We start from the raw sequence: 21820 nt of genomic DNA on the forward strand, positions 1-21820 counted from the left end.
TTAGCCCAAATTTGGGCTAACTTAGGATATACTGCACGCATGGGTATTAATTTAAAATCACAAAATATTAAAATCTACGCCATCATCTTGCTTGCTAGCCTTTTTGTAATACTTCTTGGGCTAAATATTTATAGCAATGCAAAAGAGAAAATCATAGAGCTATCTGATAAAAATAACATAGCAGTTAGCAAAAATATCGTAAATAACTTTCAAATTTGGCTTGATGAGCGTATAAATTCACTCATTCGTGCGTCAAAATTTATACAAAATGCAGACATCGTAGATGACGATGAAAAGATAGCCGGCTTTATAAAGCTCTTTAAGCAAAACGCAAAAGAATTTGATCTAATGCAGCTTTTAAGGGATGATGGAGAAATTTTTGTAGATGGAGAGAAAATTTTAGAAGAAGTTATGCCAAAGAGCGAAAGAGCAGGGCTTATCTGGTATGTTGAGACAAAAAATACAAATGCCCCAAGCGTAAATTTCATGCAAAAACATAAAATTTTAAAAGGCTCAACTCTAAATTTATGCGTTCCAGTCACAAAACAAGCGAAATTTAAAGCAGCACTTTGTGGCGTCGTGCGTATAGAAAATATCTTTAATAGCATTAAAAATTTTAGCCTTGCGCCAAATTCTTACTCATTTTTAGTGACTCATAGCGGTGAAATTTTAACATCGATACCTGATCTTGCTTTAAAAAAAGAGATCGAGGAAAAATTTAAAGAGTTGTTTTTAAAAGATGAAGACATTACAAGCTTAAAAATAGGACAAAATTTAATCCAAGTAGCTGAGATACCAACGATAAATTGGTTTATAGGAGCTGGCACAAATAATGAAGAGGAAATTTCAGCTTTAACAAAAGAAGCTTTAAAAAATGCTCTAAGCTTGCTCTTTGCCTTCGTTGCGCTCACATTTTTGGCAAATATTCTTCATAATTTTATGTATAACAAGATAAAAAAGATACAAGATGAGTATGAGACATTGCTAACTCATAGAGCCAAAATGAGTGAGGCTGGCGAGCTAATAAGTGGCATCAATCATCAATTCATTCAACCTGTAAATTCGCTAAAACTAATGCTAAGCTCGTGCATAATGTTAAAAAAAGAAGGTAAATTAAGCGATGAGGAGCTAATAAATTTACTTGAAAAAGGGCAAAGCTCAGTCAAACTTCTTTCAAGTACTATTGAAATTTTTAGAAATTTTTACAAAAGCGCTGAAAATGTGAGCGAATTTGAGATACAAACAAGCATTAAAAATCTAATAACTCTCATGCACACAGAGCTTAGTAGGGCAAATGTTAGTGTAAAATTTAGCGGCTTTAATGAACAAAAAGTCCGTCAGATAGAAAATATAATCCAACAAATTTTACTAATCCTAATACACAACGCAAAAGACTCACTTGTCGAAAGCTACAAAGATGAGCCACTAAAACGTATCATCGATATAAAATTTAGAAGCTTTGAAGATAAGTGCTACATCGGAGTTTATGACAATGGAAATGGCGTAAGCGAGCAAATGAGCGAGAAAATTTTTACTTGGCTAAATACCACCAAAAAGCAAGGAAATGGCATAGGGCTTTATTTCGCTAAAAAGCTAGCGCAAGAAAAGCTAAATGGTGACGTAAGACTCGTAAATAACGCAAAGCCAACGGTATTTGAGCTAAGTTTTGATATAAATTTAAAGGACTAAAATGCAAGAAGTCTTAGAAATTTTAAAAAAGACGTCCGTCTTGGTAGTCGAAGATGACGATATGGCAAGAGAGCTTATTGTTAGCGGGCTTAAGCCTTATTGCGAGCAGGTAATTGGTGCTTGCAATGGACAAGATGGCGTGGAGAAATTTAAAAAGCAAGGCTTTGATATCGTGATGAGCGATATTCACATGCCAGTGCTTAATGGCTTTGAGATGATGAATGAGATGAAACGTACAAAGCCGCACCAAAAATTTATCGTCTTTACCTCTTATGATAGCGATGAAAATTTGATAAAAAGCATGGAGGAAGGGGCGATGCTTTTTTTAAAAAAGCCTATTGATATGAAAGATCTTAGATCAATGCTTATTAGTTTAAGTTTTGAACGAGATGAAAAGCTGGTTTATTTAAGCGATGAGGTGAGTATAAATTTAAAAAGAGAGAAAATTTATAAAAATGGCATTGAAATTTATCTTAGCTTTTTGCAAAATAAGATATTTTGGCTCTTTGCTTATAATCTAAATAAGCTAGTTACTTATGAGATGATAGAAGAATTTGTCTATGAGAGCGATGTTAGCAAGGCGGCTATCCAAAATGTGATACTTCGTCTAAAGCGTGAGCTTGGCGTGAAATTTAAAAATATCAGCGAAAGCGGATATATTTTAATCACAAAATCTGAATGATTTGGAATTATCGCCACCTTGTACCATAGTACAATATACAAAAGTAATTAAATATACTAAAATACCGACAAATAAAAATAAGGAATAAAGATGGCAGCAGTAGCTGGTATAGTTAAAAGTGTTTCATCTGATGTTATAGCGATAGACCAAAATGATCATGTAAGAGTTTTAGACGTAAATGATAAAGTATATATCGGAGAGGCTATAAAGGGCGAGAGCGAAAGCTCAAGTATTACAATCACTGCGAATGATGGACAAGATATATCAATAAACGGATACGATACTCTTTGGCTAGATAGTAGCGTAGTAAGTGATGATATTGGTGAGTCTAGCATAGATACTGACGCATTGTTTAAAGCACTTCTTGGCAATGATTATGTATCGATTTTAGATCATATAAATGAAAAAGTAGATGATATTCTTAGCGCAACCAATTTAGAGCAAGAAGAGATAAGTGATAATACAAGCGTAAATATTAGTTTTAATGAAATAGATCCAAATTTAGCAAATGAGCATGGATTAAGAGAAGATGATCTTTTAGCTAAAATAAACGAACATAAAGAGAGCGACAAACAAGTAGATCCTAGTTTTGAGCATACAAATCTTAACGCAACTACGATATATATAGATATCGATAACGACTTAAATAAACTTTCATAAATTTGAGCTTTTTGCTCAAATTTCTTCTGTTTTAAAAAACTCAAATTTATCTAATATCCTCTATAATAAGCCAAAAATTTCAAAGGAAAACGATGAAAAAAATTCTAATCATCGCAGGCTCTTGTAATAGTGGCACAGCTGGGCTTCAAGCAGATATAAAAACATGTGCTAGGCTTAATTGTTATAGTGCAACAGCGGTAACTTCTTTGGTCGCTGAGACTACGGATGCCGTAAAAAGCGTGGTTTGCTTAGAGCCTAGTTTTGTCAAAGATCAGCTAAATACGCTTGCGGAAGAATTTAGCTTTGATGCGATTAAGATAGGTATGTTATTTAGCGAAGAGATTATGGAAGTGGTGCGTGAGTTTTTACTAACTCAAAACACTAAAGTAGTGCTTGATCCAGTTTGCGTCTCAAAAAGCGGACACAAGCTTATAAAAGATAGTGCGGTGGCAAAACTAAAAGAGCTAATGAGCTTAGCTACAGTAACTACTCCAAATTTAGATGAGGCAAATGTGCTTTTTGGCGATAATTATAAAGATTTGCCTTGTGATGTTATCGTAAAGAAACATATCAGCAAAGATAGCAGTATAGACACACTTTATAAAAAAGATGGTTCGCTAAGAAATTTTAAAACCCCACTTGTTAATCCGCTTGTAATGAGTGGAACTGGTTGTAGCTTCTCAACTGCACTTGCTTGCTTTTTAGCAAAGGGCAAGAGCTTAGAGGAGTCTATACAACTTTCAAAAGAGTATATTTGCTCTATCATAAAAGAGAGCATTGATACAAGGCTTGGCAAAAATCGCTTACTTTGGCATGGAGCGAAGTAAAATTTATTCCTCTGATCTTTGCACGGCAGCTGAGTGAGTGATGATGTCGTGCAGATTTAGTTTATCTTTTCTAAAGAAACAAAGGCAAAGTCCAAGTATGCTAAAGCCAGCAAAGGCAAAGCAAATTTGGCGCAAGATGGTGTGAAAAAAGCTTAGTTTTCTACCGGTTTTTAGGTTTATTAGATAAATTTCTTGTGCTTTGTAGCCTGGAGTTTGTGCTTTTATGCTAAAAAAAAGGCACATTATAAGCGAGATCAGGCTATTTGCACCAAAAATGGCAATTTGGTTATGCAAAAATGCCTCTTTGCCATCAAGCACAAGATATGTTGTCGCATAAAATATCGGCATACCGATGATAAAAAGATCGATGATAAAGGCCTTTGCTCTAGCCCAAATAGGTGCGATTTTTGCCTTTTGCTTTGCCAAGTCAATTTCCTGTATTTATGTAGATATGGTTAAATTTCTCCCAGTCGTATAGATAGACTAGGTTGTCACTCTCGCCGCTATCATGTCTAACGCAAAGCATAGTAGAGGCACGTGAGACTTTGCACCAGTGATTATAGAGATTAAGTTTTTTGATATCGCTTTCTAGCACGCCAATACAGCCTATATATTCATAAATACTAAGATCAAAAAAGCTTTTATTTTCGGTCCTTAGCAAGCATTTTTTACTATTTTCTTGCATTAAACTAGCTCTACACCTTTGCCATTTACTACTTCGCCTATCACGTAGCCATCGCTGCTAGCTAGGACAGCATTGACATTTTCTTTAGGCACAACTAATATCATGCCAACGCCCATGTTAAAGGTTCTCATCATCTCGCTTTCTTCTACTTTTTGAGCGATGATTTTAAAAATTTCAGGCGTTTTTATAGTGCTTTTTTGTACTTTTGCACCAAGTCCAGCAGGGAAGACGCGAGGCAAGTTTTCAACTATGCCACCACCGGTGATGTGAGCCATTGCTGTGATCTTATCTTTTAAACTTAAAAAGTCGCTCACATAAATTCTTGTTGGTTCAAGAAGCACATCGATGAGTTTGCGCTTGTCCACTTTTTCATCAAATTTTAGTCCAAGCTCGCTAACAACTTTTCTTGCAAGAGAAAAGCCATTTGAGTGCAGGCCACTGCTAGGAAGCGCGACTAAAACATCACCAGATTTTACAAATTTGCTCCTATCGATCTCATCAGCCTCAGCGATACCAACGGCGAATCCAGCAAGATCGAAGTCGCCTTTTTCATACATCGATGGCATCTCCGCTGTCTCGCCGCCGATAAGTGCGCATTGCGCCTTTTTGCAGCCATTTGCGATGCTTTTTACCACCTCTTTGGCGCTCTCTATCTCGAGCTTTGCTGTTGCGTAGTAGTCGAGGAAAAAGAGTGGTGTAGCGAAGTTACAGATGAGGTCATTTACGCACATTGCGACTAGATCCTCGCCCACGCCATCAAATTTCTTAGCATCGATAGCTAGGCGAAGCTTTGTGCCGACACCATCAGTCGCCCCCAAAATAGCAGGATTTTTATATCCGCTTGGTAGTCTGACCGCTCCTGAAAATGACCCAATGCCGCCTATAACGTTTGGTGTTTGTGTAGATTTTACGAAAGGCTTTATCGCCTCAACAAAGCTATTTCCAGCATCTATATCCACTCCAGCATCTTTATAGCTTATCATCTTTGCCCTTTTTTGTAATTTTTTAAAACTTTAGCCAAAAGTTGCTAAAATTGTCATCAATTTTCAAAAATGGAGCGAGTTTGCAAAAATTCCCAAACGCTTATGTCATTACAGGCTCTATTGCTAGCGGTAAAAGTATGGCTATAAATTTGCTAAAAGAACGAGACTTTAGCGTGATTGATGCGGACGTGATCGCTCATGAACAGCTTGAAATTTGTAAATGTGAGATAGTGGAATTTTTTGGCAAGCAAATTTTAGATGAGACTGGCAAGATAGAGCGCAAAAAACTAGGTGCCATTGTTTTTAATGATCCAAAAAAATTAAAAATTTTAGAGCAAATTTTGCATCCAAAGATAAAGGAAGAAATTTTATCTTGCGCTACAAAGCTTGAGTGCTTGGGGCAGGTTTATTTTGTAGATATCCCTTTGTTTTTTGAAAAAGAGGATCGCTACGCTGAGTTTAAAAATGTAGCCTTGATCTACGCACCAAAAGAGCTTTTGCTAAGCCGCCTAATGAGCAGAAATGGTATAAGTTTAGAGGATGCAAAAGCTAGAGTAGAGCTTCAGATGGATATTGAGCAAAAGCGAAAAAAAGCAAATTTTATAATAGATAATAGTGGCGATAAAGAAAATTTGGAGCAAGAACTAGAGAAATTTCTAAGGCAAATTTATGGCTGAGCTTATATAAATTTGGCAAAAAATAGAGCAATTTTAAAGGAAAAATAATGCAAGTTTCAAAGTACAACGCTAGCGGCAATGATTTTGTCATATTTCATACATTTTTGAGCAAAGATAGAAGTAAGCTAGCAAGGCAAATTTGCAGCAGAACGAACGGTGTGGGAGCTGACGGGCTAATAGTACTTTTGCCTTACGAAAAGGGTGTGAAATGGGAGTTTTACAACAGCGACGGAAGCTACGCTGCGATGTGTGGCAACGGCTCTCGTGCTGCTGCTAGATATGCCCATCTAAACGGCCTTGTTAGTTCAAGCGAATTTGTCTTGCTAACTGGTAGCGGCGAAGTGATGGCAAGCGTGAAAGGTGAGTGCATTGAGGTCGTACTAACAAGTCCAAAAATTTTAAGTGAACCGCTAAATGAAAACGGCAAAACTTGGTATTTTTACGACACAGGCGTGCCTCATCTTGTAAATTTCACGCAAGACTTAGATGAATTTGACGTCAAAGAGTGTAGGGCACTTCGTCAAAAGTACAATGCAAATGTAAATTTAGCCAAATTTGAGGGCGAAGTTTTAAAGGTGAGAACCTACGAAAGGGGCGTGGAGTACGAGACGCTAGCTTGTGGCACTGGCATGGCGGCTTGCTTTTACGGAGCTACTTTAAATTTAAACGCAGCGCAATGCTTAAAAGTCTATCCAAAAAGCGGCGAGGAGCTTGGCCTTAGACTAGAAAGCGGCAAAATTTTATTTAGCGGAGCGGTGAAACACTGCTTTGACACGAGTATTGAAATTTAGCTTTTAGAGCGAGTTTTGTGCTTGCTTTGAGTTAGTCAGAGCAAGCAAATTTTTAAATTTATATCGCTAAATTTGCGCTCAACAGCCGAACTAAATTTACAGCGGTACTGATTAAAATTTAAATACAAACCATTTAAGAGTTTAGCTACTTAAATATCTCAAGAATTAATTTATATGAAATTTAGTGGGGTGTAAAAAATCTCCGCCGAAATTTTATTTAATGGAGCGGTGAAACACTGTTTTGATATGAGTATTAAAATTTAGCTATTTGGCCGCTGGTAGTTAAATTTGGCTAGTAGTTTGTAGAAGTCGCGGGTAGTAAATTAAAACAAAGAGTTTTATAGATTTTTTGTTATTAAATTTTAAAGTGTATAAAAAAGAAGATCTCCGCCGAAGCGGAGAAAATGTGTTATTTTAAAGCATTTTTTGCTTGTTTTGCAAGTGCCGCAAATGCCTTCGCGTCATTCATAGCTAGATCAGCTAAAATTTTTCTATCAAGTTCTATATTAGCTTTGTTTAAGCCGTTAATAAATCTTGAATAGCTAATGTCGTTTAATCTGCAAGCTGCGTTGATACGAACGATCCATAAACGTCTGAAATCACGTTTTTTCTGGCGTCTATCGCGGTATGCATAAACTAAACTTCTCTCTAGTTGCTCTTTAGCTTTTCTAAAGTGTTTGTGTCTAGCACTGAAAAAGCCACGTGCTAGATTTAAAACTTTCTTATGGCGTCTTCTTCTAACTACGCCCGTTTTTACTCTTGCCATATTTATCCTTTTACAAATTGGCGCTCACGAAGTGAGTCTTGCCCCTAAATTTGGGGGAGTTTGAATGACTTTTTTGTCAAAAACTTAAATCTACGCTGCTTATACGCCGAGCATTTTGCGAACGGCTGAGACGTTTGTGCTATCCACATAGTGTGGCCCACGAAGGTCTCTCATACGCTTACTAGGTTTTTTTGTTAAGATATGGCTTCTAAAAGCAGAGCCTCTTTTTATCTTATTTTTACCTACTTTAAAGCGCTTAGCAGCACCGCGAACGGTTTTCATCTTTGGCATGCTAATCCTTTTTGAAATTTTATACGCAATTGCGTAAGTTTTGGATTATAGCGAAAAATCCTTTAGAAAATTTAAATTTCACTTAGACAAAATTTGCAATAAATTTACATTAAACTTAAAAAAATTTTAAAATTTATAATTAAATTATTAAAATTTAAATATAATCACATAAAGAAATTTTATTTCACTAAAGGAGTAAAAATGAAAGGCAAAATTCTTGCATCAATTGTTGCTATGAGTGCGATTTTAGGCACAAGTAGCTTGGCATGCACTACCATTTTAGTAGGAGATAAAGCTTCAAACGACGGCTCCATGCTGGTTGCCAGGAGTGCAGATAGTAAGGCTGTAAAGGCACAAGTCTTTTTGATCCATCCGGCCACAAAAAATCAAACTGGTATGCATAGCTCAAAGGCACATGACGGCGCAAATGACTTTACATATCCACTTCCAAAAGATGGCATGAGATACACAACCATCGCAAACTCTCACACAAAACTTCACGGAGCGGTCGGCTACAATGAGGCTGGCGTTGGACTAAGTGGCACTGAGACCATCTACGCAAAAGACGAGCTTTTAAAGATCGATCCATATAACGAAGAGAGTGGCATCACAGAGGATGATATCCCAGACGTGCTTTTGCCACGTATGAAGAGTGCAAAAGAGGGTGTTAAGCTCCTTGGCGAGATAGTTGAGACAAAAGGCGCTGGTGAGGGCTTTGGTGTGGTATTTATTGATGCAAACGAGCTTTGGTACTTTGAGACTGGTACAGGCCACAAATGGATCGCTTCAAAGATCCCGCAAGATGAGTATTTCGTTACTGCAAACCAAGGTCGCCTTCAAAACTATAAAGAGAACGATCCAAATTTTATGGGCGCAAAAGATGTGATCAAATTTGCAATAGATAACAAGACTTATGATCCTGCAAAAGATGGCGAATTTAACTTCACAAAGGCCTATACAAGGGACGATGAGAGGGATGTGACTTACAACTATCCACGCGTTTGCTGGGTGCAAAGCATGTTTAACCCAAGTCTAAAACAAGACTTCGCCGATGGTCAGAAATTTCCAGTATTTTTAAAACCAGAGAAAAAACTAAGTGTTGAAGATCTAAAAGCTGCAATGAGAGCCCACTACAACGGCACTGCGTTTGATAACTACGCTAGCAAAGACGAAGATAAGAAAAACATCTACCGCGCCATAAGCGTCTTTAGAACATACGAGTCTCACGTCATGCAGGTGCGCCCATGGCTACCAAAAGAGATCGGCCGTGTGACCTACGTCGCTCTTGGCATGGCTGATCTTAGCGTTTATTTGCCGTATTACGAGGGGCTTGATGGCTTTATAAAAGGCTACTCTGATGGCTCTTATGACGCTGATGATACTTCGATATACTGGGTTTATAGAAAGCTTCAAACCCTTGTGATGACTGATTATGAGAAGTATTCGCCAGTGGTAAAAGAGGCCTACGCTAAATTTGAAAAAGAGTTGGCGGTAAAACAAGCTAAATTTGAAGATGAGTACGTAAAACTTTACAAAAAAGATAAGAAAAAAGCGGACAAACTCCTAAATGAATTTAGCCAAAAGACAATGCAAGAGGCAAAAGATCTAACTAAAGATCTTACAAACAAAGTCTTTACTATGCTTACAGCTGATATGGACGCTAAGTTAAAATCCCTAAATAAAGGCAAAAAAGACTAAAAACTCTGGGCGTGAAATTTAGTAGCGCCCAGACTTTAAACAAAAATTTGGCAAAGAGCGTTTATAATGCGACAAAAATTCACTACAAAGGAAAAACGCTGATGCCTTGTCCCATGCGTAAAGCTCATTAATCTCGGCAAAAAACATATCAGCGATTTTCAAAAAACACGTAAATTTTTAAATAATTTCACATTTTTTCACATTGATATAAATCCATTTTTGCTATCAGGTCCGTTGCATTGTAACTGCATTTTTAATAGCAAAGCTAAGCAGTGTTTGAAATTTGGCAAGGACCTTTTTAGCAGGGTTTTTTATAAATTTTACTTTAGTTTAAGAAGAAGCGGGTGTCATCCACCGCATGTGGTGTGATCCAGACTTGTGCGCAGCGCAACAACATTGAACGTGCTGGGGGCTTGGGTTGTAGGGATAAGGGGGCGGTTTCGTAATTCTAGCCCCCTTGTACCTACATAAAAATATTCAAGGTGGCTGTGCTTTACACAGTTTTAATTAAAAATAGAAATTTAAAAAGGATAAAAATGATAAAAAGTTATGTTTTAGGTTTTCCAAGAATCGGAGAGAAAAGAGAGTTAAAGCGCGCGTTAGAGGGCTTTTGGGCTGGTAAAGAGGGCTTTAGTGAAGAAAATTTGCAAGAGACTGCAAAGACACTTCGCCAAAGACACTGGAAATATCAACAAGACGCTGGCATTTCGGCTATTAGCGTTAATGATTTTTCATTTTACGACCTAATGCTTGATAACATCATCGCTTTTGGCGCTACACCTCCAAGATTTGCAAATTTAAGCGGCTCGGAGCAATATTTTGCTTGCTCAAGAGGTAACAAAAATGGTGTTGCAATGGAGATGACAAAGTGGTTTAACACAAACTACCACTACATCGTGCCAGAGCTTAGCAGTGAGAGTAAATTTAGCCTAAAAGCGGACAAAATTTTAAATGAGTACAAAGAGGCTAAGGCTAACGGCGTAAAAGGTAAGGTAAATTTGATCGGCCCTATCACATTTTTGGCTCTTTCAAAGACGACTGACGGCAGTTGCCCATTTAAGCACCTTGACACGCTTGTAGGCGAGTACAAAAAGCTACTTGAGCAAATTTCTAAGCTTGATGATGAAATTTTAGTGCAGTTTGATGAGCCGATCTTTGTAACTGATAAAAACGAAGAGCTACTTTTACCACTTATCACAAAGGTTTACAACGAGCTAACGGGCGTTGCAAATAATGTTAAAATCGTATTTGCGACATATTTTGAGCATGCGATCAAGGCAGTTAGCGAAGTGGCTAAAACTAAAATTTACGGCATCGCTCTTGACTTCATCCACGGTAAGAGAAATTTCGAAGTCCTTGAGACTATCAAAAATAGCCATTTGACGCTATTTGCTGGCGTGATCGATGGCAGAAATATCTGGAAAAGCAACATCGATGAAAAAGTAAAACTTGTAGGTGAAATTTCAGAAAAAATAGGCGGCAAAGACTTTTACATCGGCACTTCATGCTCACTTCTACACGTGCCATACACTCTAAAATATGAAGAGAATTTAAATCTAGAGATCAAAAGCTGGCTAAGCTTTGCGGTTGAGAAGCTTGATGAGATCAAGATCATCACAAAACTAGCAAACGGCGAGAAGCTAAATGATGCTGAGGCTAAAATTTACGAAGAAAATAAAAATGCTGTTAAAACCCGCGCCACTTCAAAGCTCATCCACTCTGAAAGCGTTCAAAAACGTATCAAAAATTTAAGCAAATTTGAGCGTGACGAGAAATTTGAAGACCGCATCAAGATCCAACGCGAAACGCTAAAATACGGTATCTTACCAACAACAACGATAGGCAGCTTCCCTCAAACGGTTGATCTTCGCGTACTTCGCCAAAATTTTAAAAAAGGCGAGATCGACGCAGCCGCTTATGAAGCTGGCATCAAAAAATACATCGATCACTGCGTGAAATTCCAAGAAGATATCGGCCTAGACGTGCTAGTACATGGCGAGCCAGAGAGAAACGACATGGTCGAGTACTTTGGCGAGCAGATCAGCGGATACGCATTTAGCCAAAATGGCTGGGTACAAAGCTACGGTAGCCGCTGCGTCAAGCCACCACTTCTCTTTGGTGACGTAAGCCGCCCAGAGCCGATGACTGTTAAGTGGATGAAATACGCTCAAAGCATCACAAAACACGTAATGAAGGGCATGCTAACAGGTCCTGTGACTATGCTAAACTGGAGCTTTGTGCGTGACGATCTTCCAAGAAGTGAGGTGGCAAAACAGCTTGCACTTTGTATCTATGACGAGATCGCAGACCTTCAAAATGCGGGCATCAGAGTGATCCAAGTCGATGAGGCAGCGTTTAAAGAGGGTTATCCGCTAAGAGCTGAAAATATCCCAGCTTATGAGAAATTTGCTGTTGATTGCTTCAAGCTTTCAGTAAGCTCGGCTGAAGCAAAAACTCAGATCCACACGCATATGTGCTACTCTGAATTTAACGATATTATTAAGACTATTGAGGCAATGGATGCTGATGTTATCAGTATCGAGACTGCAAGAAGTGGCAACGAGCTACTTAAAATTTTCAAAGCCGTTGGCTACAAACAAGAGGTCGGACCTGGCGTTTACGACATCCACAGCCCACGCGTGCCAAGTGTCGAGGAGATCGTCGCTCAGATCAAAGCTCTGCTTGAAGTCTTGCCAAAAGAGCAGCTCTGGATCAACCCAGATTGTGGCCTAAAAACTAGAAAATGGGAAGAGGTCGAGCCAAGCCTTAAAAACATGGTAGAAGCTGTCAAGATCGTAAGAGGTCTATAATCCAAATTTTAGCGTCTAGTAAGCCTAGGCGCTAAACTCCGTTTAAATTTCAAAAAAAGTTAGAAAATGTTAAAAGATAAGATCATAAACAATGAAAGTGGTATAGTGCTTTATGGCCTAACGCCTCCAAAGGCTGAATTTGACGAGGTGAAGCTTAAAGAGATCGCTGCAAAATGGGACAAGAGGATTACAGATGTGCAGGCTGATGGCTTGGTACTTTACGAGATCCAAGATGAAAGTAGCCGCATAAAAAGCGAGCGAACTTTTGAATTTAGCGATACATTAAGCCCTGAAATTTACTACTCAAAATACCTAAATTTAAAGACACCAAGCATCTTTTATAGGGTCGCGAACAAATATAATGAGAGTGAATTTAGAGCAAATTTAGCCAAAAGTAGTAGCGATATAAATGTTTTTGTTGGCGTTGCTTCTGGCAAAGTAGAGCCTAAAATGAGCCTAGAGCGTGCTTATGAGATCGCTAGAAATGAGTTTAAAGAGCTTGTAGTAGGCGGTGTTTGCATAGCTGAGAGGCACGCCAAAAAGAGAGATGAAGAGCAAAGGATGAGCCAAAAGGCCAAAATGGGAGCAAAATTTTTCATCTCGCAGGCGGTTTTTGATATAAATTTGGCTAAAAATTTACTAGCAAGCGTAGTAAAAAGTGGGTTAAATTTGCCTATCATTTTGACATTTACGACTTGTGGCACGCCAAAAACGCTAGAGTTTATCAAGTGGCTTGGCATAAGCGTTGATGAAAAGAGCGAAAAAAGAATGCTTCAGAGTGATGATTTTTTAGCCACAGGATCGCAAATTTGCCTTGAAAATTTCGCAGAGCTTTATGAATTTGCTAAAAAGTTTGGTATAAATATCGGCGTCAATGTTGAAAGTGTAATGGCAAAAAGAGCCGAGATAGAAGCGAGCTTGGAGCTAACACATAAGATGAGAGAGGTGTTTTGATAGTTTAAAAGCTATCAAAACTTATATTTTAGATGGTTTTAGTAAGTTCTTAGTCTTTTTTAGCTTTAATTATATAAGATTTTTAAGCTCATTTTAAAGTAGATAAAATTTATGACAAATATATTATTATGTGGTGGTTCTGGTACGAGGTTGTGGCCTATTAGCAGGACTTTAATGCCAAAACAATTTATTAAATTATTTGACGATAGTTCACTTTTTCAGCTAACTGCACTACGAAATAGCGAAATTTGTGATAATACATTTGTAATTACAAATACCGATCACTACTACTTGGCGATGGATCAGATAGAGAATTTAAATATCACAAATTTTAAATATCTGCTCGAGCCAGTTGGTAGAAATACTGCACCAGCGATCACGCTAGCTTGCCTTGCACTTGATTTAAATGAGATTGTTTTAGTAACGCCATCGGATCATTTGATAAAAGAGATTAAAGCATACCACATAAGCGTAAAAGCCGCAAAGGAGCTGGCAGAGCAAAATTTTTTGGTTACTTTTGGCATAAAGCCAAGGTCGCCTGAGACAGGATTTGGATATATAGAGAGCTATAATGGTGATGTGAAGGCTTTTTATGAAAAGCCAGACTATGAAAGGGCAGTGAAATTTCTCAAAGATCAAAATTTCTACTGGAATTCAGGTATGTTTGTCTTTAAGGTAGGCGTTTTCTTGGATCAGATGAAAACTTTTGCTCCTGAGATACTTGAAGCATGTAAAGTAGCTTTTGATAATGCAAAAAAAGACGAATTTGATATTAAAATAGACACTACCGATATGCAAAATATCCCACAAAATAGTATAGACTATGCTGTGATGGAAAAGTCTGGTATTGTAAAAATGGTAGCTTTAGATGCACCTTGGAGTGATCTTGGAAGCTTTGATAGTTTGGATGAGCAGCTACAAAAAGATATCAATGGTAATACAATAAATAGCGATCTTTTACAGATAAATTCTCACAACAATCTAGTTTTATCTAGTGGCAAAAAAATAGCCTTGATAGATGTCGATGATCTAACTGTTGTTGATACAAAAGATGCTCTTTTAATATCTAAAAAATCTTCTAGCCAAAAAGTAAAAAATGTAGTAGAAATTTTAAAAGAGGAGAGCTCTGAGCTTTGTAATGCCCATGTTACGACAAATAGGCCTTGGGGAAACTATACTGTCCTTGAAAATCAAGATGGTTATAAGATAAAGATAATAGAGGTAAAACCTGGCAAAAGACTATCCTTACAAAAGCATTTTCATAGAAATGAGCACTGGATAGTACTATCAGGAAGTGCCACTGTGACGATAGGTGAGACAACTAGACTCATTTGTCCTAATGAGTCTATCTATATAAAAATGGGTGAAGTTCATAGGCTGTCTAATGAAGGAAAAATTCCTGTGGTTTTAATAGAAGCTCAGGTAGGCGAATATACAGGTGAAGATGATATAATTCGCCTAGATGATGATTTTAAAAGGTGATTTATGGATAAAAAAGTAGCATTAATAACTGGTATAACTGGTCAAGATGGATCGTATCTGGCAGAATTTTTACTAAAAAAAGGCTATATAGTCCATGGTGTAAAAAGGCGAACGAGCCTTTTTAATACAGATAGAATAGATCATCTCTATCAAGATCCGCATGTTGATAATAGAAATTTTTTCTTGCATTATGGTGATATGACAGACTCTATGAACTTAACAAGGATCATTCAAGAAGTACAGCCAGATGAAATTTATAACCTAGCTGCCATGAGCCATGTGCATGTTAGCTTTGAGACACCAGAATATGTCGCAAATGCTGATGGTACAGGTACTCTTAGATTGCTTGAAGCTATAAGGATATTAGGGCTTGAGAAAAAGACTAAAATTTACCAAGCCTCTACATCTGAGCTCTACGGAAAAGTGCAAGAGACGCCGCAAAGCGAAACGACTCCATTTTATCCAAGAAGCCCTTATGCAGTCGCAAAGATGTATGCATACTGGATAACGGTTAATTATAGAGAGGCTTATGGCATTTTTGCTTGTAATGGTATATTGTTTAATCACGAATCACCAGTTAGAGGTGAGACATTTGTAACTAGAAAGATCACAAGGGCAGCTAGTAAGATAGCGCTTGGGCTTCAAGACAAGCTTTATCTTGGAAATTTAGATGCCAAAAGAGACTGGGGTCATGCAAAAGACTATGTGAAGATGATGTGGATGATACTGCAAGCTCCAGAGCCAGAAGACTGGGTGATAGCAACTGGACAAACAACAGCAGTTAGAGATTTTGTAAAATTTGCATTTGCTTATGCTGGTATAAATTTGAGATTTGAAGGGACTGGCGTAGATGAGGTAGGAGTCGTGGACTCACTAAATTTTGAAAAAGCAAAAGAGTTAAATTTAGATATATCACATTTAAATATCGGACAAACTGTGGTTTGCGTAGATCCAAGATATTTTAGGCCAACGGAGGTTGATTTGCTACTTGGAGATCCGAGTAAAGCAGAGAAAAAGCTAGGCTGGAAGAGAGAATTTAACCTTCAAGACCTAGTAAATGATATGATGAAATCGGACTTAAAGCTCATGACAAAAGATCTCTATCTAAAAGATGGCGGATATGAGACAATGAGCTATTTCGAGTAAGAAATGGATAAAAATAGCAAAATTTATATAGCAGGACACAGAGGACTAGTAGGCTCTGCTATAGTGAAAAATTTAAAATCAAAAGGCTATGAAAATATAATCACAAGAACTCATAGTGAGCTTGATCTAATGGATCAAAAAGCAGTTTATGAGTTTTTTGAAAAAGAAAAGCCTGAGTATGTGGTGCTAGCTGCTGCAAAGGTCGGCGGAATAGTGGCTAATAGCACGTATAGAGCTGATTTTATCTATGAAAATTTGCAAATTCAAAATAATGTGATCCATCAAAGCTATGTGCATAAGGTAAAAAAACTATTATTTCTGGGAAGTACTTGCATATATCCTAAAAATGCCCCACAACCAATGAGTGAAGATGCGCTTTTGACATCTCCACTTGAATACACAAATGAGCCATATGCGATCGCTAAAATAGCCGGGATGAAGATGTGTGAGAGCTATAATCTGCAGTACGGTACAAATTTTATATCTGTTATGCCTACAAATTTATATGGTCCAAACGATAACTTTGATCTAGAAACCTCGCATGTATTACCAGCGCTTATAAGAAAGATACACCTAGCAAAACTTTTAAGTGAAGAAAAATTTGATGCAGTGGTAAAAGATTTAAAAACAAAAGATATAAATGAGGCTATGGCTTATCTTAGTAAATTTGGTATTTCAAAAGACAGAGTAGAAATTTGGGGCACAGGAGAGCCTAGACGAGAGTTTCTACACTCAGAAGATATGGCTGATGCTTGCGTATTTTTACTGGAAAATAGAGACTTTAAAGATACTCATGACAAAAATAGCAGAGAGATAAGAAATACGCATATAAATATAGGAACTGGCAAAGATATCTCTATAAAAGAGCTAGCAAATTTGGTTAAAAATATAATTGGCTTTAAAGGAGAGCTATATTTTAATGATAACAGGCCTGATGGCACGATACTAAAACTAACGGATCCCTCAAAGCTCCACTCTCTTGGTTGGAAACATAAAGTAGAGATTGAAGATGGATTAAAGACACTATATGAGTGGTATTTAAATGACTAATTTGAAAAAGCTATTAGCAATAACAACAAGACAAGAAAAGAAAAATTTTATTATTTTGATTTTTATGAGTATTTTTTTGTCGGTTATTGAAACCGTTGGAATATCTGCTATTATGCCGTTTATTACCTTAGCATCAGATCCATCAAAAATAGTTGGTAACGAATATTCAAAAAAAATTTATGACTTTTTTGACTTTTCTGCTACTACTAATTTTATGATATTTTTTGGACTTTTATTAATATGTTTTTATATTTTTAGAGCTTTTTACTTGGTATTTTATAATTATTTGCTTAATAAATTTGCATTTGGAAGATTTCATATTTTTGCTTTTAGACTTTTTAAAAACTATATAAATTTACCTTATAAAAGATTCGTAAAAAGAAATAGTGCAGAATTAATAAAAACTATCATAAATGAAGCTTCAAATCTTTCTTTTTATATGCAAAGTTTACTTTTGATTTTCTCAGAGTTTTTTACAGTGTTGCTGCTATATGTCTTATTGCTTTTAATGGACTGGAGAATGACTCTAATTTTAACAATTCTTCTAGGAATAAAGGTGTTTTTTTTGATATCTTTTTTAAAAAAAAAGATAGAGAAGGAAGGATCCAGAAGATCAACAATGCAATCAAAAATTTATAAAATTTTAAATGAAACATTTGGAAATTTTAAAATTATAAAACTTATACAGAATGAACAAAAACTTTATAGTGAATTTTCTAGTATAAGCTATGGCTATGCAAAAGCCAATATTGTAAGCAATACTTTAAGCCAACTACCTAGACTCTCTTTAGAAACGATTGGGTTTGGTGTTCTTATAGGAATTGTTGTCTACGTTCTTTTTAAATATAATGATGCAAACTTTGTTTTGCCAATTATTTCTATGTATGCTCTAGCTTTGTATAGAATTCTTCCTGCTTTAAATAGAATACTTTCTAACTACAATACTCTTGTATTTTTATCTAACTCTCTTGATATTGTATATAGTGATCTTAGCTATACTCCACAAGTAGAAGGTGAAAATTATATAGATTTTAAAAACGAAATAGAGTTAACAAATATAAGCTTTGAATATAATAAAAATAAAAAGGTTCTTAAAAATATCAATATAACTATAAATAAAGGCGATAAAGTTGCTTTTGTAGGAGAGAGTGGGAGTGGAAAGTCCACACTAGTTGACTTAATTATCGGATTATATAAACCTCTTAGTGGTGAAATAATCATAGATGGCAAGAAATTAACTTCTGATAATATAAAATCTTATAGATCAAAAGTAGGCTATATACCGCAATCGATATATCTTTTTGATGGTACAGTCGGAGAAAATGTGGCTTTTGGCTATGAATATGATAAAGAAAGAATAATAAAAGTCTTAAAGAAGGCTAATATATATGATTTCTTATCCTCAAAAGAAGGGATAGACACACTGGTTGGAGATGGTGGAATTCAGTTGAGTGGCGGACAAAAACAAAGAATAGGAATAGCTAGAGCTCTATATAGTGACCCCGAAATTTTAGTATTAGATGAAGCAACAAGTGCTTTAGATAACAAAACAGAAGCAAAAATAATGGACGAGATATATGAAATAAGTCAAGATAAGACATTATTAATAATTGCACACAGATTAAGTACAATTGAAAGGTGTGATAGGAAGATAATGCTATCTAATGGAAAAATAATATGAACAATATCTTAAGACTAATAGGACGCACGAAAAATCTCTTTGAGGATGATATAAATGCACTTGATAAAGACCTAAAAGAGATAGTTTCAAGCTCAAGCTTTCTAGTTATCGGTGGGGCAGGATCTATAGGCTCTGCCGTGACAAAAGAGATCTTTATAAGAGATCCAAAAAAGCTCTACGTCGTCGACATCTCTGAAAACAACCTTGTCGAGCTAGTACGTGACATAAGAAGCGAGTTTGGATATATAAATGGTGACTTTAAAACTTTTGCCATAGATGTTGCAAGTGCCGAGTTTGATGCACTTTTAGCACAAAGTGGTGGATTTGACTATGTGTTAAATTTATCAGCACTAAAGCATGTTAGAAGCGAAAAAGATCCGTTTACGCTTATGAGGATGCTTGAAACAAATATCTTTAACACCGACAAAATGCTGTCCCAAGCTTGTGATCTGAAGTCAAAAAAATATTTCTGCGTTAGCACCGATAAGGCTGCAAACCCTGTAAATCTAATGGGAGCTAGCAAGCGCATCATGGAGATGTTTGCGTTTAGACACTCTTTAGATATTGATGTCTCAATGGCTAGATTTGCAAACGTAGCATTTAGCGACGGCTCGCTTCTTTTTGGCTTTCAAAAGCGCATAGAAAAGTCTCAGCCTATAGTCGCCCCAAACGATGTCAGGCGTTACTTTTTAACGCCAAAAGAGAGTGGTGAACTCTGCCTTTTAAGTACTATTTTTGGCGAAAATAGAGATATATTTTTCCCAAAATTAGATGAAAATTTAGATCTCATAACATTTAGCGAGATAGCCAAGCGATACTTAGCAAATTTAGGCTATGAGCCGTTTCTGTGTGAAAATGAGGAGGAGGCCAGAAAGCTTGCAAAAGTGCTTCCAAAAGATGGCTTTTACCCTTGTCTTTTTGCGCCTAGCGACACGACTGGAGAGAAGGACTACGAGGAGTTTTTTGTTGACGGCGAGAGACTTGATATGCAAAGACTTCAAAATATCGGCATAGTCAAAAATGATGCAAATTTTGACAGCAAAAAGCTAGAAATTTTTAAAAACAATATCTTAAATTTAAAATCAAGCTTGACATGGAGCAAAGAGGACGTTTTACGCGAAGTTTTCGAGCTCATACCAAATTTTATGCATAAAGAAACAGGAAAATATCTCGATGAGAAAATGTGATTTTGACGAGGTTTTGAACTTTATAAAAAGCACCTTTGGCAAGGACAAAGTCCCACTTCACGAGCCTAAATTTATAGGCAACGAGAAAAAATATCTGCTTGAATGCATCGACTCTAGCTTTGTCTCAAGTGTCGGTAAATTTGTAGATGAGTTTGAAAGCAAGCTAGCTCAAATGGTCGGAGCAAAATTTGCAGTTGCTACGACAAATGGCACCTCTGCGCTTCACATATGCCTAAAGCTAGCTGGCGTAGAGCAAAATGACGAAGTGATTACCCAGCCAGTTACTTTTATAGCTACTTGCAACGCCATTAGCTATCTTTTTGCAAAGCCAGTTTTCGTGGACGTTGACCTTGACACGCTTGGTATGTCGCCAACGTCACTTAGTGCGTTTTTGGAGAAAAACTGCGAGCTAAAAGAGGGCAACTGTGTAAATAAAACTAGCGGCAGGATAGTGCGTGCCTGCGTTCCTATGCATACTTTTGGACTGCCTTGCAAGATAGTTGAGATAGCTGAAATTTGCAAGCGTTGGAATATCGTTTTGGTAGAAGATAGCGCCGAGAGCCTTGGTAGTTACTACAAAGGCTCTCATACAGGGAATTTTGGCAAGCTTGCAGCGATGAGCTTTAATGGCAATAAGATCGTCACAAGCGGGGGTGGTGGAGCTATTGTCACAAACGATGAGGAGATAGCAAAGCACGCTAAATTTATCACCACAACGGCCAAGGTGCCACATCCTTTTGAATACCGCCACAGCGAGATCGGCTACAACTACCGCCTACCAAATTTAAATGCAGCTTTGCTTGTAGCACAGCTAGAAAATTTAGAGCTATTTTTAGAGAGTAAACGCGAGCTAGCGATGATCTATAAAGAGTATTTTTCTAAATTTGATGATGTTAAATTTATAGATGAGCCAGCGAACGCTAGGTCAAATTTTTGGCTAAATGCGGTGCTGTTTGAAAGCCATGAAAAACGAGATGAGTTTTTGAAATTTAGTAATGAAAATGGTGTTTTTACCCGTCCTATCTGGCAACTTATGAATGAGCTTGATATGTTTAAGGGCTGCCAAAGAGATGAGCTAAAAAATGCTAAATTTCTAAGTGATAGGATAGTAAATATCCCAAGTAGTGCAAGAGTTTAGTCGTGCAAGATGTAGTTTTAGTAGGTGGTGGCGGGCACTGCAAAAGTGTGATAGATGCCATCGAGAGCGAAGCTAAATTTAATATAATTGGTATCATAGATACGGCAGAAAATATTGGAAAAAATGTACTTGGCTATGAGATCATCGGTAGCGATGATGATCTGGCTGAGGTTTTTAAATCATGCAAAAATGCTGTGGTGACGGTTGGTCAGATAAAAAGTCGCGAGCCTAGAAAAAGGCTCTTTGCACTACTAAAAGAGATAGGTTTTATACTTCCAACCATAGTCTCGCCACTTGCGTATATCTCAAAGCACGCAAGTGTAGGTGAGGGAACGGTTGTGATGCATCATGCCTTGATCAACGCTGGTGCAAGTGTCGGCAAAAACTGCATCATAAACACAAAAGCACTTGTTGAGCATGACGCAACTATCGGCGATCACTGCCATATCTCAACAGCAAGTGTGGTAAATGGCGGCGTTGTCGTGCAGGATGGGACATTCTTTGGTAGCAATGCAACTAGCAAAGAGTATATAGTGATAGGTAAAAATTCTATCATAGGTGGCGGAACTAGTGTGATGAGAAGCTTGGAGCAAAACGCTTTTATAAAGGTATAAAACTAGAAT

At 37.1% G+C, this 21820-nt stretch carries 21 protein-coding genes; 16 read left to right on the top strand and 5 right to left on the bottom strand.

Annotated features, from left to right (window positions below):
- Positions 1-39 precede the first annotated feature (39 nt).
- The 4 genes from G5B98_RS00340 to G5B98_RS00355 all read left to right on the top strand — a co-directional run bounded on the left by G5B98_RS00340 (position 40) and on the right by G5B98_RS00355 (position 3858).
- Positions 40-1689 carry a sensor histidine kinase gene (locus tag G5B98_RS00340; protein WP_196086805.1) on the top strand — a complete coding sequence of 550 codons (1650 nt, stop codon included), beginning with the start codon at positions 40-42 and terminating at the stop codon, positions 1687-1689.
- Position 1690: 1 nt separating this feature from the next.
- Positions 1691-2371 carry a response regulator transcription factor gene (locus tag G5B98_RS00345; RefSeq protein ID WP_196086806.1) on the top strand — a complete coding sequence of 227 codons (681 nt, stop codon included), beginning with the start codon at positions 1691-1693 and terminating at the stop codon, positions 2369-2371.
- 90 nt (positions 2372-2461) lie between these two features.
- A complete protein-coding gene (locus G5B98_RS00350; protein ID WP_196086807.1) occupies positions 2462-3031 on the top strand; it encodes a hypothetical protein in 570 nt (189 codons plus the stop codon).
- Positions 3032-3123: 92 nt separating this feature from the next.
- Positions 3124-3858, top strand: a complete 735-nt coding sequence (locus G5B98_RS00355) for a hydroxymethylpyrimidine/phosphomethylpyrimidine kinase (RefSeq protein WP_196086808.1) — start codon at positions 3124-3126, stop codon at positions 3856-3858.
- A 3-nt stretch (positions 3859-3861) separates the two neighbouring features.
- On the opposite strand, the gene G5B98_RS00360 is transcribed toward G5B98_RS00355, so the two are convergent.
- The 3 genes from G5B98_RS00360 to purM are packed head-to-tail and all read right to left on the bottom strand — an operon-like array spanning position 3862 to position 5526.
- Positions 3862-4284, bottom strand: coding sequence for an RDD family protein (locus G5B98_RS00360; RefSeq protein WP_196086809.1), 423 nt, complete (start codon positions 4282-4284; stop codon positions 3862-3864).
- Position 4285: 1 nt separating this feature from the next.
- Positions 4286-4543 carry a hypothetical protein gene (locus G5B98_RS00365; RefSeq protein ID WP_196086810.1) on the bottom strand — a complete coding sequence of 86 codons (258 nt, stop codon included), beginning with the start codon at positions 4541-4543 and terminating at the stop codon, positions 4286-4288.
- The gene (purM, locus tag G5B98_RS00370; RefSeq protein ID WP_196086811.1) at positions 4543-5526 is read right to left on the bottom strand and encodes a phosphoribosylformylglycinamidine cyclo-ligase; all 984 of its coding nucleotides are present in this window, start codon (positions 5524-5526) and stop codon (positions 4543-4545) included. The genes G5B98_RS00365 and purM overlap by 1 nt, the downstream gene beginning before the upstream one ends.
- Positions 5527-5606: 80 nt before the next feature.
- On the opposite strand from purM, the gene coaE reads away from it, so the two are divergent.
- Both coaE and dapF read left to right on the top strand, forming a co-directional pair.
- Positions 5607-6203: a dephospho-CoA kinase gene (gene coaE, locus G5B98_RS00375; protein ID WP_196086812.1), complete on the top strand. Its 597-nt coding sequence runs from the start codon at positions 5607-5609 to the stop codon at positions 6201-6203.
- Between the two features lie 47 nt (positions 6204-6250).
- A complete protein-coding gene (dapF, locus tag G5B98_RS00380) occupies positions 6251-6994 on the top strand; it encodes a diaminopimelate epimerase (RefSeq protein WP_196086813.1) in 744 nt (247 codons plus the stop codon).
- 409 nt (positions 6995-7403) lie between these two features.
- Here dapF and rplT read toward each other — a convergent pair whose 3' ends face one another.
- Both rplT and rpmI read right to left on the bottom strand, forming a co-directional pair.
- The gene (gene rplT / locus G5B98_RS00385) at positions 7404-7760 is read right to left on the bottom strand and encodes a 50S ribosomal protein L20 (protein WP_196086814.1); all 357 of its coding nucleotides are present in this window, start codon (positions 7758-7760) and stop codon (positions 7404-7406) included.
- A gap of 99 nt (positions 7761-7859) precedes the next feature.
- Positions 7860-8051: a 50S ribosomal protein L35 gene (rpmI, locus tag G5B98_RS00390; protein ID WP_054195943.1), complete on the bottom strand. Its 192-nt coding sequence runs from the start codon at positions 8049-8051 to the stop codon at positions 7860-7862.
- A 201-nt stretch (positions 8052-8252) separates the two neighbouring features.
- On the opposite strand from rpmI, the gene G5B98_RS00395 reads away from it, so the two are divergent.
- The 10 genes from G5B98_RS00395 to G5B98_RS00440 all read left to right on the top strand — a co-directional run bounded on the left by G5B98_RS00395 (position 8253) and on the right by G5B98_RS00440 (position 21811).
- The gene (locus G5B98_RS00395; RefSeq protein WP_196086815.1) at positions 8253-9749 is read left to right on the top strand and encodes a C69 family dipeptidase; all 1497 of its coding nucleotides are present in this window, start codon (positions 8253-8255) and stop codon (positions 9747-9749) included.
- A gap of 536 nt (positions 9750-10285) precedes the next feature.
- Positions 10286-12559, top strand: coding sequence for a 5-methyltetrahydropteroyltriglutamate--homocysteine S-methyltransferase (gene metE, locus G5B98_RS00400; RefSeq protein WP_196086816.1), 2274 nt, complete (start codon positions 10286-10288; stop codon positions 12557-12559).
- 66 nt (positions 12560-12625) lie between these two features.
- Positions 12626-13513: a DNA-binding protein gene (locus tag G5B98_RS00405; RefSeq protein ID WP_196086817.1), complete on the top strand. Its 888-nt coding sequence runs from the start codon at positions 12626-12628 to the stop codon at positions 13511-13513.
- 111 nt (positions 13514-13624) lie between these two features.
- Positions 13625-14995: a mannose-1-phosphate guanylyltransferase/mannose-6-phosphate isomerase gene (locus tag G5B98_RS00410; protein WP_196086830.1), complete on the top strand. Its 1371-nt coding sequence runs from the start codon at positions 13625-13627 to the stop codon at positions 14993-14995.
- A gap of 3 nt (positions 14996-14998) precedes the next feature.
- The gene (gene gmd / locus G5B98_RS00415) at positions 14999-16141 is read left to right on the top strand and encodes a GDP-mannose 4,6-dehydratase (protein ID WP_196086831.1); all 1143 of its coding nucleotides are present in this window, start codon (positions 14999-15001) and stop codon (positions 16139-16141) included.
- A gap of 3 nt (positions 16142-16144) precedes the next feature.
- Positions 16145-17191, top strand: coding sequence for a GDP-L-fucose synthase family protein (locus tag G5B98_RS00420; protein ID WP_196086832.1), 1047 nt, complete (start codon positions 16145-16147; stop codon positions 17189-17191).
- Entirely contained in the window at positions 17184-18872 is a 1689-nt protein-coding gene (locus G5B98_RS00425; RefSeq protein ID WP_196086833.1) for an ABC transporter ATP-binding protein, read from the top strand. The genes G5B98_RS00420 and G5B98_RS00425 overlap by 8 nt, the downstream gene beginning before the upstream one ends.
- Positions 18869-20059: a UDP-N-acetylglucosamine 4,6-dehydratase gene (locus tag G5B98_RS00430; protein WP_196086834.1), complete on the top strand. Its 1191-nt coding sequence runs from the start codon at positions 18869-18871 to the stop codon at positions 20057-20059. The genes G5B98_RS00425 and G5B98_RS00430 overlap by 4 nt, the downstream gene beginning before the upstream one ends.
- The gene (locus tag G5B98_RS00435; protein WP_196086835.1) at positions 20046-21197 is read left to right on the top strand and encodes a LegC family aminotransferase; all 1152 of its coding nucleotides are present in this window, start codon (positions 20046-20048) and stop codon (positions 21195-21197) included. Before G5B98_RS00430 ends, G5B98_RS00435 begins: the two co-directional genes overlap by 14 nt.
- A gap of 2 nt (positions 21198-21199) precedes the next feature.
- The gene (locus G5B98_RS00440; protein ID WP_196086836.1) at positions 21200-21811 is read left to right on the top strand and encodes an acetyltransferase; all 612 of its coding nucleotides are present in this window, start codon (positions 21200-21202) and stop codon (positions 21809-21811) included.
- Positions 21812-21820: the final 9 nt, after the last annotated feature.

The sequence above is a fragment of the Campylobacter concisus genome, from assembly GCF_015679985.1.
Classification (GTDB): Bacteria; Campylobacterota; Campylobacteria; order Campylobacterales; family Campylobacteraceae; genus Campylobacter_A; species Campylobacter_A concisus_AC.